The following is a 17,389-nucleotide window of genomic DNA, read 5'->3' as shown; positions in this document are numbered from 1 at the left end:
CATGAAGCCGGCACATTTAGCGTTACTGCGCGATAAGCTCTGGCGACTCAACAATCTCTACTGGATAACCAACAAAGAAGGCCGTCCGGTCAGATTCAACATGACCCCAGAGCAGTTGGAGTACTTCGAAGGTATTCATACCCGTAACATCATTCTCAAAGCCCGTCAGTTGGGGTTTACCACCGAAGTCTGCATTATTCAGCTGGATGCCGCCTTATTCGAATCCGCCCGATGCGCCCTGATTGCGCATACCTTAAATGATGCCAAGCGCCTGTTTCGGGAAAAGGTCAAATATGCCTATGACCGATTACCCGACGAGATTAAGGCGGCGAATCCGGCCAGTAATGATGCGGCGGGAGAGCTGGTCTTTCAAAAAGGGGGATCGCTGTATGTCTCCACGTCGTTTCGTGGCGGCACATTACGTTATCTGCATGTGTCTGAGTTCGGCAAGATTTGCGCCAAGTTTCCCGACAAAGCGCGTGAGATTGTCACCGGGGCATTTGAGGCGGTATCAACGGATTGTTTCACCACGATTGAAAGCACGGCAGAAGGGCGGGCAGGTTATTTCTTTGACTACTGCCAGACAGCGGAGAAAGCCCTGATCCAAGGCAAACGACTCTCTAACCTCGACTGGAAATTCTTTTTCTTCTCATGGTGGAAGAATCCACTGTATGCCATTGATCCGGTAGAACCCACACCACAGCGATTGGCTGATTACTTCGCTGAACTGAGAATAAAGCACGGCATCACCCTGACCGAACGCCAGCAGGCATGGTATCTCGCCAAAGAGAAAACGCTGGGCGATGACATGAAGCGGGAATACCCCTCGATCCCCGCTGAAGCTTTCCAGCAATCGGTTGAAGGTGCTTATTACGCCAAGCAGTTCCGCTGGCTGTATGAAAACAAACGCATTGGCAAATTACCGGATAATTCCCATCTGCCTGTTCATACGTTCTGGGATATCGGTGTCGGGGATTCCACGGCGATCTGGTTTGTGCGTGAAGTCGGGGGAGAGTTTCACGTTATCGACTACTACGAGAACTCAGGTGAAGGGCTGCGGCACTATATGAAGGTGCTGAAAGATAAGGGTTACACCTACGGCGAACACTGGGGACCCCATGATATCGATAACCGGGAGTTCGGTGCAGATGCGAAATCACGCCGGGAACTGGCGCGGGAAGGGTATGAAATCGACGGTCAGCGTTATTCGCTTATCTTTAAGGTCGTACCCAAAGTGGCGGTAGATACCGGTATCGAATCTGTGCGTGAAATACTGCCTAATTGTGTCTTTGACGAGGAGAAATGCAGTGAAGGCATCTCCCATCTGGAAAGCTACCGCAAAGAGTGGGATGACAAACGCGGCTGCTGGAAAGATAAACCCTTACATGACTTCACGTCACACGGGGCTGATAGCTTCCGTTATTTTGCGGTGGCTAAGAATAACCGTAAGGCAGTCGGTGCCTTTTTCTTTTAAGGAGCGTCTTTCGTGAGTGAAAGCAAAACAGAATTTCTGGTCAACAGTCTGGCGGATACGCTGGCTAAACGGAGGCTGTATGTGTCAGGCGGTGTCAGCGGCAATACCAAACGCACCAATATCTACGCAGAGTTTGGCTATCCCGAACGACTCACCTTTCGTGAGTATTACAACGCCTATGAACGTCATGCCGTGGCGCATGCGGCGGTGCACCGTCTGCTGGATGGCTGCTGGCAGGATAACCCGACTCTGATTGAGGGCGAGGAGCAGAAAGAATCCATCGTCACCAGTGCATGGGAAAGGGAGGTCACCAAGCTAATCAAACCGTTCTGGGCGAAAATCAAGGACGCTGATCGCCGTAACATGATTGGGCATTACTCCGCCTTATTGATTCAGGTGAAGGACAATCAGGCATGGCATGAGCCGATTGATACGGCGGTGGTGTCCCGCTTAAAAACGGAGGCACTGGTGAATCTGATCCCGGTCTGGGAATCGCAGCTTACCGTGGCGGAATGGGATTCTGATATCAACTCAGACAACTACGGACAACCGACGATGTTTAACTTTGATGAACGTCCGGTGGGGCAGGTTGATGTTCAGGGGCCCGCCAAGCAACTGGCGATCCATCCCTCCCGCGTCATTATCTTGTGTGAAGGGGCGGAGGATGGCGATATCTTCTCCGGTACGCCGCTACTGCGGGCAGGCTATAACAAGTTGCTGGATATTGAAAAGGTGTCCGGTGGCAGCTCAGAAGGTTTTCTGAAGAATGCTTCCCGTCAGATTGGTGTGGAGTTTGATAAAGAGACAAACTTACACGATATCACTACGGCAGCGATTAAGGCGGGTTATCCCGATTTGGGTGCCGCACTGGAAGATAAAATCAGTAAGCTCAACCGGGGGACGGATTCTGCTGCGGTCATGCAGGCCGGTAAGCTGAATGTCTTGTCAGTCACACCGGGCGACCCAACCCCCACATGGGAAGTGACGACCCGCGAGTTCTGCGCCTCGGTGCAAGTGCCATTTACCGTGCTATTCGGCACACAAACCGGAAAGTTAGCCGGTGATAAAGACGATACCACATGGAAAGTGCGCCTGAATGGGCGTCGCTGGGGATTTCTGACCCAGTATATTACCCGGTTGCTACGACGGTTGTGGGAGATTGGCGTGATCACACCGCCCGGTTCTGGCGAGGTCACTATTGCATGGTCTGACATGCTCGCCGCCAGTGAGCAGGAGAAGATCGACAACATGATTAAGATGGCAGAAGCGGCCCTGAAAACCCAGCAGGCATTTGGTACACCGATATTCACCGCCAATGAAATTCGTACTGTAGGTGAGCTGGAACCACTGGACGACGAGCCGGAGCCACAGGGCGCAGCAGGAGATCCGCTGACTGATGAGCAGAAACCGAATCGGCACCCCGATCATACCGAGAAATAAACGCGACCCCACTCAGTCATACCGCCCCGTCAACAAGATGTTCCGGGATATCGAACAGCGATACTACGGCATCAAACAAACCCTCAGACAGCTCTTTGATCTGAAATTAACCGGTAGAGCGCAGGTAAGCAATGCCGGGTTATCGCATACCCTGCATGGCAACACACTCTATCAGGTCAATGCGGGGAGTTTTATCTATGAACTGTCAGCGACAGAGCTGGCCTTATTGCTTGAGCAGATACAGACCATTCTGGACGAGTATCTGCTGGCAGGCGGTCAGGACCAGCTCTGGGCTTTCGAGTATGTGGCGCAGGCGTACCAGCGTGGCACTGTAAACGCGTATACCAATCTGTCGGCGCAGTCCGCTGTCTATGCCCAGCAAACCACACTGTCGGCTTTGTTATCCATGCCTGCGTATCAGAATCAGGTGGCGGTGGCGCTCGTAGCCACTTACAGCGACTGGAAAGGGTTATCTGATGCGGCAAGGGCGGATTTGTCTCATGTGATTGCGGAGGCGATTGCGCGAGGGATTAATCCCAGAGAAACAGCGAGGATTATCAGCAAACGCCTTGATGTGTCGATGAGCCGGGCGAAAAACATCGCCCAGACAGAGCAGGTTGGCGCATTGCGGCAAGCCAACTGGAACGAAATGGCATGGGCCAGAGAGCGGTTAGGGTTAAATACCCGGCTGCTGTGGTTATCAGCCTTAAAACCGACCACTCGCCAATGGCATGCAGTCCGGCACGGGAAGCTCTACACCAAACAGGAAGTCGAGGAATTCTACGCCAAAAATGGTAATCGCTACCGCTGCTACTGTGCGCAACAGCCTGTGGTGCTGGACGATGATGACAAACTGCATAACACCGGTCTGACCGCGCGACTGGACGAAGAGCGCCAAAGCTGGTCGGGCAACTTATCTCAGTAACCATTCAACAAGGTGACAGCATGGGATCCTTTGGAATTCATATTAAGTCACTGGCCTTAAACTCCGCCAATATCGCAACAGAGACCCTTGATGGGGATGTGCATATCGTCATTCGTGGCGTGGTGCCTGTCGTGGATGATGTGGTGATGAACGGAGGGTTATATCCCGCCAGTGAGATTAACAAAAGCTATCAGTCAATGGAGGGGAAACAGGTGCCTTACGGCCATCCCAACATTGACGGTCAGTATATTTCGGCTGATATGCCCCGTGCGGTAAATCAGTTTCATATCGGTGCCTGGGCGGAGAATGTCCGCAAAGACGGTGACCGGGTGATGATGGATGTGAAGGTTAACCGGCGATTTGCCGAATCCTCTGATAAGGGAAAGGAATTCTTATCCCGTGTGGATGACATTATCGCCGGGAACAGTACCGATCCTATCCATGTGTCCACCGGATTACTGCTCCAGCGAGAACAGAATAAAGGCAAGTCAAAAGGCAAGGCGTATAGCTGGATTGCCCGGAATATGCACTTTGACCATATCGCCGTCCTTCCTGCCAGTGAGCCGGGGGCAGCGACACCGGAAGAAGGCGTGGGGATGTTTGTCAACGCGGACGGTGAGCACCTTGAAGTTGAACGGGTCAATCTGTCTGATGCCGCCAATTGCACTCAGGAGAGGCTGATTGATAAGACGAAGTTCTTCTTCAGCAATGCCGCCAATTTCTCTTTCGACGACATTTATGCTGCCCTGAGAGCGAAGTTAAAAGCCATCGACACCGAGGATGACTGGCCTTACCCGGAAACAGTCTGGCCGGACAAATTTATCTATTACCACACCGGTAAAACCTACCAGCAAAAATACCTCATGAACGATGACGGCACCGCCGAATTCGTGGGTGAGCCTGTGGAAGTGGTACGCAAACCCACGGAATACGAAGCAGTCAAAACCAATAAGGAACATAACCCGATGAAAGACATGATTATCAATGCGCTGAAAGCGGCAAACCAAGCCACGGACGGTAAATCCGACGAGGAACTGCTGTTTGCTTATAACGCGCTTAAAGAGAAAGAAAAGCAGGCGCAGGATAGCCAAAAGAAAGAAGAAGATGAGAAGGCGAGGCAGGCCGCCAATAACGCGGCTCAGCCCCCGGAATGGTTTAAACCTTTTGTGGAGAAACTCACTGCGATTGAGTCTGGTCTGACCGCCAATGCGGACAAAGAAAAAGCCGACAAACGTGCGGCAGTCAAAGCCAAATTCGGTCTGGATGATCTGGCGGTTAACGCACTGGATGGCGCAGCCCTCGATGGCCTGTATGCCCAGTGTCAGTTCTCAATGGGACTGAACTCCGCCTTTACCCACACCCCGACTGAATCCTTCACCTCAATGCCGGAGTAATCAACATGGCAAAAAATGGAAAACGCGTTATTCATGCGGGCGGTTTATTCCCTAACCCGATGCTGAACAGAGAAGGGGCGGCAGCCGTCGATACGCTGCCTGGCACCATTGGTTATTTTGAAAAAGGTAAATTCCATGCCTCAGCGGACGGCAAAGAAGCTGCCTTGCTGTATGTCGCCAATATCGACTATCTGCGCTGCCAGACGGTGGATGATCCCATTAACGCAGGCGAAGTGGTCGTGAGTATGCAGCCGATGGCGGGCATGTTCCTGAATCTCCGGGCAACTGCCGGAACCTACAAAAAGGGGCAGGCCGTGGCCGTCGCAGAAGGCCAGATCACAACGGCAGGTGAAGGCATTGCCGCCTTTGCCTATATCGAAGAAGACACCATTACAGCAAAAGCAGGCGATCTGGTCCGCGTGGTTTTTAAATAAGGAGAGAATGAATGCTGGTATTTTCAACTAAAAAGGCCACCGAAACCGGAAACCTTGACGTCAACCAAATGCAGTTCCGTGAACTCGAAGCGGCCCGTAATGCTTCGGCGCAGGCCGTGGCTGATTTCGTTGCCCGTACCCGCTGGCGAGGGGATGCGGCTAACACGCCAACACTGGATGCAGTCAATGCTATCGACGATATTCGCCGCCTGTACCGCACCTATGACCAGACGGTACTGGCTGAGTTTGAGCCGAACACCGAATTCACCCTGCTGAACGACCTGATGCCGCTGTCCCGTTCGGTGCGTCTGGAAGAGTCGGTGTATGAGTACGCCCGTACCGGTGGTAAGGGCTGGGCACATACCTCCATGAGCGGTCAGATTGGTGCAGCACTGGATGCGCGTACCTATTCCTTTGATGGCACGATGGTGCCTATCCATGATTCTGGCTTCAAATTCCAGTGGCGTGACCCGATTTTCAACAAAGGTTCAGCACTGGCCTCACTGGCCGATGCGCAACGCGGTTCGGTTGAGAATGTGCGTCGTCAGTACATGGATTACGTCTTTAACGGCTTCCGTGATGAAGAGGGCAACTACATTCAGTTTGACGGCAAGACGTGGAAGGGCCTGAAAGCCGATGAGCGCGTTGGCATGGTGGATCTGGGTGCAGGTGGCATGAATATCGACTTTACCCAAGCCGAGGCAAAATCTATCCGCGAAGGGGCCATTGCCCTGCGTGACACTTTGCGCCTGAAAAACAACATGTACGCCGAACAGACGTGGTATGTCTCCGGTAACATTCTGTCTCACTGGGAGAAAATTTACTTTGATGTGAATTCGACCCGTACCGTACTGGAAGAAGTACAGAAGCTGACCGGCATCAAAGCCATCAAAGAAGATTTTGAGCTGAAAGGCAATGAAATCATGGTCGTGCCGCTGGGCGCGGGGGTGATTGCCCCTATCGTGGGGCAGGCGTTCGGTACGGTCGCGGATCCGCGTCCACACTACAACTCTGACTATGTGTGGCGCACATGGGGTGCGGCTGGTCTGATGGTCAAGACCGATATCAACAACAAACACGGCATCTTGTTTGCGAAAGGGTAAGGAGCAATTATGGCACGGGTGAAAGTGATTGCGGGTAATCTGTTTTCGGGGGCCAGTCTCCAGAATCTGGCGGTGAGTGATATGGTCGAGGTGGATCAGGCTACGGCGCAGCGTTGGGCGCAGATTGGGTTGGTCGAATTGCTTGAAGACCGGGTGTTTGAAGTGGCTACACCCCACAATCCTCCTGAGTCTGACCCAGAAAAACCACCCAAAGGTAAAGGGAAGAAGGATAAACCCGATGGTGACGATAACGCTGAATGATATCAAGCCGATGAGCGCCGAGCTGGGGTTTACTCTGCCTGATTCGGTGCTTGAATTGCTGTTGAATCAGGTCAATGAAACCGCCGAATGCATGGCGGCGCAGGGCTATGCTGAACAACTACAAAAGTTACTGCTTATCTATGCCACTGTGCGTCTGGCCTCGCTGTCCGGGGCCAGAAAAATTGCCTCACAAAGTGCGTCGTCGGGCGCGTCCCGCTCATTTGCTTATGACTCATCCGGCACGGATTATCTGCTTAAACAGATGAGAACGTGGGATACGTCCGGTTGTTTGTTTGGCTTGCCGCTGGAGAGTCAATCGGTTGGCTTCTTTGATGTGGTGGGGTGAGGATGAGCAGTATTGCTAACTGGGCGTATACCGCCCCTTGTACCTTCTGGAAGCTGTTGGGCAATGATGAGTACGGAAGCCCGCTCGGTTATGACGTGCCGAAAATCATCATGTGTGATTATCAGGGCGGACTCGCCAGCAAGCTATCCAGTGTTGGGACTGAACTGATTGCCAAAAACACCTTCTGGACGGAGTTTGCGGATGCCTCCATCGGGGATTATATCCTGATTGGGGAATCTTCCCAGCCAGACCCGATTGCAGCCGGGGCCAGTGCCATTAAATATGTCACGTTTGATGCCGACACCTTCGAGCGCCTTGCCGATGATTATATCTTAGTAACAGGCGTCTGATATGGGCGTCAAAGTCACGGGGATCCGTGAAGCCCAATCCCGGCTCAATGCCCTGATTGGTGATATCCGGGGGCGCAAAGTTGTTCGGGCTGTGTATAAGGCACTGTATATCGGCAGTACACAGGCCGCACTGTATACCCCGATTGATACTGCCACGCTGATTAACTCCCAGTTTCGTGATGTGCGCTTTGAGGGTACACGGCTCACAGGGCGTGTGGGTTATTCGGCAAACTATGCCGTCTATGTCCATGATCCGGCTGTGAAGCAGGATTTTCGCCGGGCCACTGCGAAGAAGGCGTTTCTTAAATTGGGCTTTGATGAGATGCGAAAAGAGATAGATAACGCGGTCGCACAGGAGCTGAAACTCTGATGATCTTTGAACAATTCCGCCAGTATCTGGCAAAAGCAGGGTTGATTGACGGTTTTAAAATCCAGATGCTGAACTGGATTGAACAAAAAGGGGATGGCGGTCAGGCCCCATATATGGTCTTTCAGCCTGCCGGGGGAACCGGTCGGCTGGATGATTTAGGGGCGGATGATAATGTGCAGGTCATTCTGGTGAGTGGGCAGAATAATCCTCAGCCCGTTATCCGGCGTGCACAGGACATTCTGAATTATGTCGCGACTCATCCCGATGATGATTGTCTGAACGGCGTCTTTAATCTCGGCGGCCTGACCCCCCCTATTCCTACCCAAGAGAACCGGTATGTCATCCGACTACTCTTTCGTTGTATATCCTAATCAGGTCGCCTTGCGCGGCCTTTTTTTTATTATAAGAGGTTATTCACATGGCTAATTGCCCGGTAGAGACCAATAAACTGATTGGTCGTCATGCCATTATTCGTATTGCTAAAGGGTGCCCTGACACCGCACCGAAACAATCTGATTTTTTACGACTTGGGGCGCTGACCACCAAATCCTTCGATCTGTCACCCAATACCCTGACTTCTGAAGCCGATGATTCAAAAGGGCTGGTCGAAAGTGTCGTCACCAGTATGGACTTAACCATCAGCTTTGACGGCGAGTACCGTAAACAGGATAAAAAAGACGATTTTGGCCCCTTGCGTCTGTTGAAGGAGATCCCGCAAGAAGTGCAGGCCGGTCGCCAGCCCGCCTATTGGGTGCAGATGGATTTCACCGGCGATCATGCTTTCGTGCTACAGGGCTATATGGTGTTCACCTCCTGGTCATCTCAGTTCGGTGCGAATGAGATTGCCACCTATTCCGGTGAGTTAAAGGTCAGTGATGCTGACTCGGTGGACTGGCTGATTGAAGAAGTGCCGGTAAAACTCCCCAAAGCGGGATAACCGTCGTTCCTTGATATTACAAAGGGTACTGATGCAGTGCCCTTGATCATATTCAGGAGGCTTTATGACACCCATGCTTGAAATCGGGGAGATGGTGATCTCCACAGAGAAAAAAGATTTTTCACTCAGTCCCTCATTCGCTGCCATGACCCGTCTGGGTACACCCCGACAAATCGTGGAAGCCTATACGGTGCTGAACGGCGCAAAGGCACAGGCACTCATTCAACGGGCAATGCTGGCTTACGGCACACTCCCTGACTGGTTAATCACACTGATGGGAAAACCGGTATTTGGTCGCCCGGTGTTGTCCACAGCGATGTCCGTGATACAGGCGTGCTGTGAAGAAGAGATTGATGCGCTCATCGGTGAGTGGCGACCCGGACAAAAAGGTATGGTGTATCGTCCGGGCAGTATGCCGGTTAAGGACATCATCCCGATTGCCAAAGAGCTGATCACCCACGGTGTAATAGGCAAAGTGAAGCTGCGAAAACTCCAGCGCCATGAAGGCACGGAGGCCTATTCTGACCAATTTAACGCGATGGAATATATCAATGCAGCGCGGACGCATTTTGGTATGTCGCGTGAGGAAGCGGAACGGTTAACCATGACGGAGTTCCAGATGATGCTGAAAGCCAAGTTCCCGGAAGAAAAAGGCTTTACCCGTGAAGAATACGATGCCGTGATTGCGGCGGATGATAAACGTACCCGTGATCTGCTCAGTGGTAAACGCAGACTGGTGAGTATGAAATAATCAAAAAGAGCTATAACCTATAACGCCTTGAAAAATAATTATTATTGAAAGGCGAATGACGGGTTTTTGATAGAATTCGCTAACTTATTAACGGTTTTTAGTGATAATAATCGGTAAATACCTACTATTTGTGTACAAATAGTTGATTATTCGAGGTGTATCCCAATTTAAAGTGAACTTTCTTTACAAAATGTGACAATCACGCAATTAATAGTGTCCTATCGAAATGACGAAGCCCCTAACTATAGCCGTAGTCAGGGGCCTCTGAATTGTCCAGTATTAATTAGGAACCCAGACGTGAGCATTGTAACAGTTAAGGAAAGCAGTCCAATCATCAACGTTCCATTTTATGGCGCAGATCTCTTTATCGTGAATTACAACGGTGAGCCATATGTCCCCATGAAGCCGATTGTTGAAGGAATGGGGCTGAGCTGGGCCTCGCAGTGCACAAAGCTGAAAACACGTATTCAGGCCGGTGTAGAGAAAATCCCGATACTGACTAAGCAGGGTCTGCGAACAATGAGCTGCCTTGCACTTGATGAACTTGCTGGCTGGTTAGCCATGATCAACCCCAATAAAGTGAAAGTGGCTATCAGGGATAATGTTATCTGGTATCAGGAAGAGTGCAATGATGTACTTCAGGTTTACTGGGTTGTGAATGAAGCAAAAAGGAAAGAACAGGTAAAGCCTCAGCCGCCTAGCTGTAGGTATCTCATTAAGCTGGAAGTTTATGATCATCATCTCAAGAAAACGAACATTTTTATAGGAGGAGCGAATACTCCAGAAGGCATTGTGAGCGGAGTTGCTAGGAAATATGGATATAGCATCGAAAAAATGATACCACTGCCAATACACAGGGCTTAATTTTATACCAAGAAGTGTGTTAGCCACCCAGCTTGCAAAAAGCAAGAATTATACTTATGATTAGTTCATAATAATAGTGAGGCTTTGATCGTGGACTATGAGCATGGGTTAGAGGTCTTATTAGACCTTCATGGCCAGAGAGTGAATAGGGATGATGGCTACTGGTGGGAAATAAAAGCATGGATGGTGAATAAGTCTAAGGCAATCCCTCATGGGATTAGATACAGCCTTACATTGCATGACAGGCATAACACCAGAGTGTTTGGTATGGATAATGCACATGCTATTTCTGCACCAAAGAAAGGAAAGTACAAAGGCCGCATAGTTTACGATCACATGCATAGAAATCCGCATGATAAAGGGGTTCCATACGAGTTTGCATCACCTTATCAGTTAATTGAGGACTTTTTCTCAAAGATTGATGAGGTTATTGCTGAGAGAGAATCCAGGGGGGTAGCAAAATGAAAGCACTCATCGGCGTAATGAATGAAGAACTGATTCGTAAGCGTGTATTAGCAATAGCTAAAGGCGAATATAAGCCTAAATCTGGAGAGCCTAAAATCTGGTTCACCTCTATGATCGCTCTGGCGCAAGTGCTGAGTGAAAATAATATCGCGTTACTTCGAATGATGGACGAACAAAAACCGGAAACAATGACTGAACTGGCCGATCTTTCAGGTAGAAAGCTTAGTAACTTATCGGCTACGCTAAAAACGTTAAACAGGCACGGCTTTGTTCGACTGGAAAAAAGTGGAAAGAATGTAAAGCCAATAGCTTTATTTACCGATTTTGAGATCAAAATTGAACAGGAAGTCACAGATAGGATCGTGAAGACAGGTTCAAGAGGTAAAGAAGCCGCCTGATGTTACATAACCTTCCCAGCCCGCCTAGTGCGGGTTTTTGTTTATGGAACTGTTTTGATGGGCTTAATATTCATTGTTCGCTCCATATATACGGCATCATATTGATACATTTTAACCATAAATGGAACAAATAAAACACAGCCTAGGTTGTTGAACCCTCGGTTCAAAGAGTCTAATATTACCTCAGTTATATTTATCTATGGGCTGAGTTTGAATCTTTGGGTTGGGAGGCTAAATGCCATTGCATCTTAAAAATATAGATAAAATTGCTGCTGACTTCAGTCACCTGAATGAGTCTAAGCGCAATAGTGATCTGTATGATGCTCTTGCTCCACTGGCTCATGAGATCGTAAAAGACGTCGATGAATTAATTCTACCTCCAGGCTATCGGCTTATTAGGGTCGATAAGCGATTGAATATAAATAAGCCTCATTTTGAGTTAGCTTTATTGTGTGACGTTACACATGAAGTCGTTTATTACAACAAAGTCATAATAACTGATGATGTAGAGTTGAAGTGCAGGCCTGTATCTCAAGTACTACTTTGGCGCACAAAGAAACCTAAGCATAATGGAGCGCTTAACGGTTTCGCTTCAAAAGTATTTTTCCATTACCTGATTAAAAGTTATGACGTGATAATTTCTGATGTTAATCAGACGCATGAAGGAATGTCATTCTGGCAAGGTAGGATGTATGAAGCGCTGGAATACAAGCTATATGTCTACGGTTATGATGTGATGAGTGGTGAAGTCAGGCAAATAGTTAATCAAGATGAAGTTGGTGACTACCAATCTTGGTTATGGGGAAGTGAAGAGCATCACCCGCATCGATTAGCCATCATATCGAAAATAGTACTACCGAATAATTAACCCGTCACTGAACGGTTTTTTCGTGCTTAAAGTAGGTGCAACAATGGATAAAAATTTATTTTCCAGACTCACTGAAAGCATGATCCAGATGAATGAAATCATTGAAGGTAAACAGGTTCCCTCGCGTGAAGCGGCTGTTGAAGTAGTGAAAATAAACAGCATTAGCCATCAAGCAACCTATTATGAAAAAAACAACTCATTCAGAACTCCCGATTAAGCGGCTGCATAACCATGCGGTCGCGCAACAATTACGAGGGTTCATTTATGGAAGTAAGAAATCGTTCTGTCAGACGACATCATATGTATCGCTTAAAAGCAAAGCGTCAGCAATATCATAATGCTGCCGGAGATTCAGGTAAGGTATCGGCAGGTATTTGCTATGTAACGCCTTGCTTATGCTCCTGCTGGATGTGTGGGAATAGCCGTGATGTATTCGGTATGGGCATCAAGGAAACTCGTGATAGAGCCAAATATACAGATTAAGTACACTAACCCGCTTCGGCGGGTTTTCTGTTTCTACTACCTAGCCGTTTTTGATTGAGTTAAATCTTTGATTATTTCAGAGGAGTAGAAGGCAATATCTTTATTTTTGTGCTTGGATAACGTCTTGTTAATTCATTAGGTTACGTTATCAAATTAAATTTGGATGTGCTCCGCCCGATTCCCTGCTTGCTCATATCATTTTGCGTTCTTTTGCTCTAATCACTTGGTATCATGAACAAAATTTAATGATGTGGAAGTCCTTTTTATGAGATTAATTTTTATATTGTTCGCTGTTTTGTCGCTGATGGGGTGTAATAAACGACCAGATGCTCCTTTTGGATTAGAATGGGGGCAGAATATTAATTCATTGGTCGAGTTAAAATTAAAAGAATTTAAATGTACGGAAAAACAAGATATTCAAGAACAGAAAATCACTGAATGCACATTCAGGAATGCCCCTGAAGCTGTTGAGTGGATTGATATATATTCCGCTAGTTTTATTAATGATCAGTTGGTCGAAATAAGTGCTTATATGAGTAGCCGAAATGGCTACGGCGACAATGATTTTTCTTCATTTAATATTAAATTTAATAAAGCTATTTCTGATTTATCTCGTGAATATGGTAAACCAGTCGAGCAGAGTGATGTGAGTATCACTTGTGATAACGAAGATAATTGTGATGGTTATCGGGCTGAATACAAAAAAGATGGAATCAAGATTGATATGTCTATTCATAAGATGCCATTTTCATCTGATTTAACGATGATGATTAATTACAAACCTGAAAAATAATTTATTTTTCTTACTGACTAACTACAACCTCGCCAAGTGCGGGGTTTTCTTTTTTAAGGAGCTAGTAAATGGCAGAGCATCGTGTAGGTAATCTTGTTTATCAGGTGCAAATGGATGTAGCGCAATTGCTGACAGCGCAGCGTCAAGTTGACGAGCGCCTTAATCGAATGGAGCAGAGCTTTAATCAGACAGGTAGAGCAGTTCAGGGAGCGGAAAAGGCATTATCCTCAGTATCTAAAGTTGCCACTGCTCTTACTTCTGCATTATCAGTTCAACAAGTAGCTGCTTATGCTGAAGCATGGACGGTAGTCAGCAATAAATTGGTTAACTCTGTTCGCGCTAATGAGCAGTTGATCGATGTGACTAATCGAGTGTTTCAGATCTCACAAGATACTCGCACCAGCTTAGATGCAACCGCCACTTTATACGGTCGTTTGGAGCGAGGAACGCGGGAATACAACACATCCGCAAAGGATTTAGCAAGACTAACGGAAATTATCAACCAAGGATTTATTGTATCTGGTGCAACTGCGACAGAAGCTGAAAACGCGATTATTCAGCTATCACAAGGTATAGCTTCGGGTGTTCTGCGTGGTGAAGAATTTAACTCTGTAGCAGAGCAAGGCAGTCGTATAATGGTAGCTTTGGCAGATTCGCTGGGCGTGAATATTGGACAGCTACGTAAAATGGCCGCAGAAGGAAAATTGACCACTGACGTAGTAGTTAAGGGGTTATTATCTCAAGGGAATGCGATTGCTAAAGAATTTACAAAAACTACTATGACAATGGGGCAGGCAATGCAGGTTGCCAGTAATAATCTGACCAAGTTCTTTGGTGAGTCGGCAACCATCAAGTCTGGAATTAATGCATTTAACGATGCCATTATTTCTCTCAGTAATAACATGGAAACCGTATCCAATGTGGTTTTGGTGGCAGCCGCTGTGATGGGATCTCGGTTTGTTGGGGCATTGACATTAGCAACGAAAAACAAATTAGAGAGTGCAGCAGCATCTATTGGTGAGGCGAGAGCGACCCAGATTTCAGCTCAAAATACATTATATGCAGCTCAAGCAGCGACGAGAAAGGCTTGGGCAGATAGAGATGCAGCGGTATCTGCATTAAACCTTGCCCAGGCTGAGTATAACGTAGCAAAAGGAACGGCGGCTGAGGCATTTGCATTGGATAACCTTAATGCTAAAAAATCTGCTGCAATAGCTACATCAACAACATATGCTCAAGCTAAAAACGTAGAAATAGCAGCTACAGAACGATCAGTGGTTGCAAATAGAGCTGCCAATGTTGCATTGACTGGTCTTAAAGGCTCGCTTGCATTGGTAGGAGGGCCAGCGGGAGCGGCTATGTTGGCTGCCAGTGCTCTCTATTTTTTCCATTCAAAAGCAAAAGAAGCGAGCGAAGAAGCAAAAAATCTTGCAGAAGGAGTGGATAACCTTCTTGTAAAAATGAGGGAGATGAATCGGGTACAGTTAATGGCCGAGGCATCAAAACTCAGGCAAGCACTTCCTGAACTTAGTAATAACCTTTTAGATGCGAACATTGCATATTCAAAAGCTAAATCAGAAGTAAACAAATACACAAAGCAACTGAAAGAAGCGAAAGATGGCTCACAAGAGCAATCGGAAGCCTCGAGGCTTCTTTCTCAAGCTCAAGATAAACTGAATATAGCTATTGGTGATACGGAAAAGGCATACAATAACTACAACAATGCTAAACGTGCTGCAGGAATTTTAGATGCTAAAGCGAATGGAACCTTGCTTGAAGGTGCTGAACTACTTACCGCGCACACCAGAAGTGTATTACCCAGCGCAGAGCAAGCATGGCGTAGTTATGGACTTTCATTAAAAAATGCAATTCAGGAGCAAAAGGAATTTAATGCAGAGTACCTGAAAATTAAGTTAGATTGGGGTGGCGAAGAAGGCGAAAAATTAATAAAACAAGCTGAAAGACGATTAGCCCTCAGTAAACTGGAAGGAAAAGCGAGAGCTGAACAGCAAGGAAAATATGCCGCCGAGGATGCTGGAATAACAGATGAGCGAGCAATTACTCGGTTGAAAGAGGTATATACACAAATATGGGAAAATGAAGCCGCAGGGAAAGAAGCTAACAAAAAATCTGCTAAATCAACAGATGAAGCTACAGAAGCACTAAAACGCCAAAAGGAAGCTTTAGAACGTCTCAATACCGGATATAAAGAGGGAAGCGTTCAGATGGCTCAGTATGATGCTGTTAAGGCGCTGGGTGAAAAAGCCACCTCAAAGCAAATTGCTCAGGCAAAAGAGGCGGCAACAGCGTTATATAAAATAGACCAACAGCATAAGGATAAGAAAGCCGCGCTTGAAAAAGATGCTTTTGCCAAAGCAGAACAAATCCGAAAACTGGATAGCGAGCAGTTGGAACGTCAGCTTAAGAGTGATTTAGTCACCGAAGAACAATACGAGCGGCGCCGGTTGGAAATTGCTACTACTTACGCAAAAGCGATTGCCGAAGCTAAAGCAAACAAAATTGTTACCCCTCAACAAGAACTCACTGCACAAGTTGATCCCGTTCAGGAACTCGCAAACCGTCATGCCAAACAATTGGAAATGATCCGCCAATTCGAAACGGAAAAGGGTGAATTGACGCAACGTGGTATTGAGCTGATGAATGCGGCCAATACCAAATACGAACAAGATCGCCTGAATGCGTCATGGGAGATATGGCGTAATCAGAGTGAGGCAAATCAGTTCTTGGCTAATTCTCTGGATGCATTAGGGCAACGTTCCGCCAATGCCATCACCGGGCTGTTAACCGGTACTCAGACCGCCGATGAAGCCATGCGCAATCTGGCCTTAACTATCGCCAACGAAGCGGTCTCTGCACTGGTTCAGATGGGAATGCAACAAATCAAGAACATGGTCATCGGTAAGGCCGCCAATACTGCCGCTAAGGTGGAAGCGGTGGCAACAGGTGCGACGATCACCACAGCAATGGCTCCAGCGGCTGCGGCGCAAAGTGTTGCCACAATGGGTACAGCCGCGACTGTCGGAATGGCAGCCATGACAGCCGCAGTGCCTGCTATGATTGCTTTACTGGGGGCGCGTAAGAATGGTGGGCCAGTCAGTCCGAACGGGGCATACCGGATTGGGGAAAACAATAAGCCGGAGATATTCAAAGCCAATAACGGTCACCAGTACATGATACCGGGCGACAGGGGTAAGGTCGTCAGCAACCGAGAGATGGGCAAGGGCGGCGGTGGTACTTCTGTGGGCAGTATTAATATCTCTTTTAATGTTCAGACACAGGGCAACTTCTCTGAGCAAGATGCACGGATGATGTCGGGCATGGTCAGGAAGACTATCTATGATGTACTGACCGATGAGAGTAGGCCGGGTGGTATGCTGAATCAGTAGCATAATATCAATAACCTGTTGTTTAATATCAGGGTTAACACAATACTGGAGATAATATGGCGGAAATCCCTTACACCAAAGGCACTCATGATGATGAAACTATCCCTCATGAAGTCGTCAGTATCATGGTGGATGAAGAAATTACCCTCCATGCGGCATGGCGTATCTATCGTGGTTTATCACAAACCGAAGTGGCTGAAAAATTGGGTGTAAAGCAAGCTGCTGTTTCCCAGTTTGAAAAAGCAGAACGCCCCCGTCAGGTTACCTTGGAAAAACTGGCGGCACTTTATGAATGCAGGCCAACACAGTTAACACTGGATTAACCG

General features: G+C 47.9%; 22 protein-coding genes. All 22 read left to right on the top strand.

The features are described from left to right. Position 1 precedes the first annotated feature (1 nt). The 22 genes from AACX38_RS15250 to AACX38_RS15145 all read left to right on the top strand — a co-directional run bounded on the left by AACX38_RS15250 (position 2) and on the right by AACX38_RS15145 (position 17,386). Complete coding sequence (locus tag AACX38_RS15250; protein WP_228863090.1) at positions 2-1,474, top strand: terminase; 1,473 nt, start codon at positions 2-4, stop codon at positions 1,472-1,474. Positions 1,475-1,486: 12 nt separating this feature from the next. Beyond that, positions 1,487-2,914 carry an anti-CBASS protein Acb1 family protein gene (locus AACX38_RS15245; protein ID WP_228863089.1) on the top strand — a complete coding sequence of 476 codons (1,428 nt, stop codon included), beginning with the start codon at positions 1,487-1,489 and terminating at the stop codon, positions 2,912-2,914. Beyond that, on the top strand, positions 2,871-3,839 hold the full coding sequence (locus tag AACX38_RS15240) for a phage minor head protein (RefSeq protein WP_228863088.1): 969 nt from the start codon (positions 2,871-2,873) through the stop codon (positions 3,837-3,839). Before AACX38_RS15245 ends, AACX38_RS15240 begins: the two co-directional genes overlap by 44 nt. 20 nt (positions 3,840-3,859) lie before the next feature. After that, a complete protein-coding gene (locus tag AACX38_RS15235; RefSeq protein ID WP_228863087.1) occupies positions 3,860-5,233 on the top strand; it encodes a DUF2213 domain-containing protein in 1,374 nt (457 codons plus the stop codon). 5 nt (positions 5,234-5,238) lie between these two features. Beyond that, a complete protein-coding gene (locus tag AACX38_RS15230; RefSeq protein WP_228863086.1) occupies positions 5,239-5,667 on the top strand; it encodes a hypothetical protein in 429 nt (142 codons plus the stop codon). Positions 5,668-5,678: 11 nt separating this feature from the next. Continuing rightward, positions 5,679-6,770, top strand: coding sequence for a major capsid protein (locus AACX38_RS15225; protein ID WP_228863085.1), 1,092 nt, complete (start codon positions 5,679-5,681; stop codon positions 6,768-6,770). Positions 6,771-6,779: 9 nt separating this feature from the next. Next, the gene (locus AACX38_RS15220; RefSeq protein ID WP_099125756.1) at positions 6,780-7,031 is read left to right on the top strand and encodes a hypothetical protein; all 252 of its coding nucleotides are present in this window, start codon (positions 6,780-6,782) and stop codon (positions 7,029-7,031) included. Next, entirely contained in the window at positions 7,009-7,377 is a 369-nt protein-coding gene (locus tag AACX38_RS15215; protein WP_228863084.1) for a DUF7370 family protein, read from the top strand. Before AACX38_RS15220 ends, AACX38_RS15215 begins: the two co-directional genes overlap by 23 nt. A 2-nt stretch (positions 7,378-7,379) precedes the next feature. After that, entirely contained in the window at positions 7,380-7,727 is a 348-nt protein-coding gene (locus tag AACX38_RS15210; RefSeq protein ID WP_228863083.1) for a hypothetical protein, read from the top strand. Position 7,728: 1 nt separating this feature from the next. Further along, entirely contained in the window at positions 7,729-8,097 is a 369-nt protein-coding gene (locus AACX38_RS15205; RefSeq protein WP_228863082.1) for an HK97 gp10 family phage protein, read from the top strand. Further along, positions 8,097-8,468 (top strand): phage tail termination protein, encoded by a 372-nt coding sequence (locus AACX38_RS15200; RefSeq protein WP_228863081.1) that lies wholly within the window; start codon positions 8,097-8,099, stop codon positions 8,466-8,468. Before AACX38_RS15205 ends, AACX38_RS15200 begins: the two co-directional genes overlap by 1 nt. A gap of 47 nt (positions 8,469-8,515) precedes the next feature. After that, positions 8,516-9,034, top strand: a complete 519-nt coding sequence (locus tag AACX38_RS15195; protein WP_228863080.1) for a hypothetical protein — start codon at positions 8,516-8,518, stop codon at positions 9,032-9,034. 64 nt (positions 9,035-9,098) lie between these two features. Continuing rightward, the gene (locus AACX38_RS15190; RefSeq protein WP_228863079.1) at positions 9,099-9,785 is read left to right on the top strand and encodes a DUF6246 family protein; all 687 of its coding nucleotides are present in this window, start codon (positions 9,099-9,101) and stop codon (positions 9,783-9,785) included. Positions 9,786-10,082: 297 nt separating this feature from the next. Next, complete coding sequence (locus AACX38_RS15185; protein WP_228863078.1) at positions 10,083-10,649, top strand: phage antirepressor N-terminal domain-containing protein; 567 nt, start codon at positions 10,083-10,085, stop codon at positions 10,647-10,649. A gap of 90 nt (positions 10,650-10,739) precedes the next feature. Further along, a complete protein-coding gene (locus tag AACX38_RS15180) occupies positions 10,740-11,114 on the top strand; it encodes a toxin-antitoxin system TumE family protein (protein WP_228863077.1) in 375 nt (124 codons plus the stop codon). Next, on the top strand, positions 11,111-11,512 hold the full coding sequence (locus AACX38_RS15175; protein ID WP_228863076.1) for an HVO_A0114 family putative DNA-binding protein: 402 nt from the start codon (positions 11,111-11,113) through the stop codon (positions 11,510-11,512). Before AACX38_RS15180 ends, AACX38_RS15175 begins: the two co-directional genes overlap by 4 nt. 235 nt (positions 11,513-11,747) lie before the next feature. Next, the gene (locus AACX38_RS15170; RefSeq protein WP_228863075.1) at positions 11,748-12,380 is read left to right on the top strand and encodes a hypothetical protein; all 633 of its coding nucleotides are present in this window, start codon (positions 11,748-11,750) and stop codon (positions 12,378-12,380) included. A gap of 43 nt (positions 12,381-12,423) precedes the next feature. Next, positions 12,424-12,597 carry a hypothetical protein gene (locus tag AACX38_RS20800; RefSeq protein WP_370630592.1) on the top strand — a complete coding sequence of 58 codons (174 nt, stop codon included), beginning with the start codon at positions 12,424-12,426 and terminating at the stop codon, positions 12,595-12,597. 47 nt (positions 12,598-12,644) lie between these two features. After that, complete coding sequence (locus tag AACX38_RS15160; protein WP_228863074.1) at positions 12,645-12,863, top strand: hypothetical protein; 219 nt, start codon at positions 12,645-12,647, stop codon at positions 12,861-12,863. Positions 12,864-13,128: 265 nt separating this feature from the next. Then, on the top strand, positions 13,129-13,656 hold the full coding sequence (locus AACX38_RS15155) for a hypothetical protein (protein WP_228863073.1): 528 nt from the start codon (positions 13,129-13,131) through the stop codon (positions 13,654-13,656). A 68-nt stretch (positions 13,657-13,724) separates the two neighbouring features. Continuing rightward, a complete protein-coding gene (locus tag AACX38_RS15150; RefSeq protein WP_228863072.1) occupies positions 13,725-17,063 on the top strand; it encodes a tape measure protein in 3,339 nt (1,112 codons plus the stop codon). A 56-nt stretch (positions 17,064-17,119) separates the two neighbouring features. Continuing rightward, positions 17,120-17,386, top strand: a complete 267-nt coding sequence (locus tag AACX38_RS15145) for a helix-turn-helix domain-containing protein (protein ID WP_228863071.1) — start codon at positions 17,120-17,122, stop codon at positions 17,384-17,386. The last annotated feature ends 3 nt before the right edge of the window (positions 17,387-17,389 follow it).

The organism is Xenorhabdus sp. PB30.3 (genome assembly GCF_963895965.1).
Classification (GTDB): domain Bacteria; phylum Pseudomonadota; class Gammaproteobacteria; order Enterobacterales; family Enterobacteriaceae; genus Xenorhabdus; species Xenorhabdus stockiae.
The sequence above is the reverse complement of the archived record's forward strand: the minus strand, read 5'-3'. Positions and strand labels throughout refer to the sequence as shown.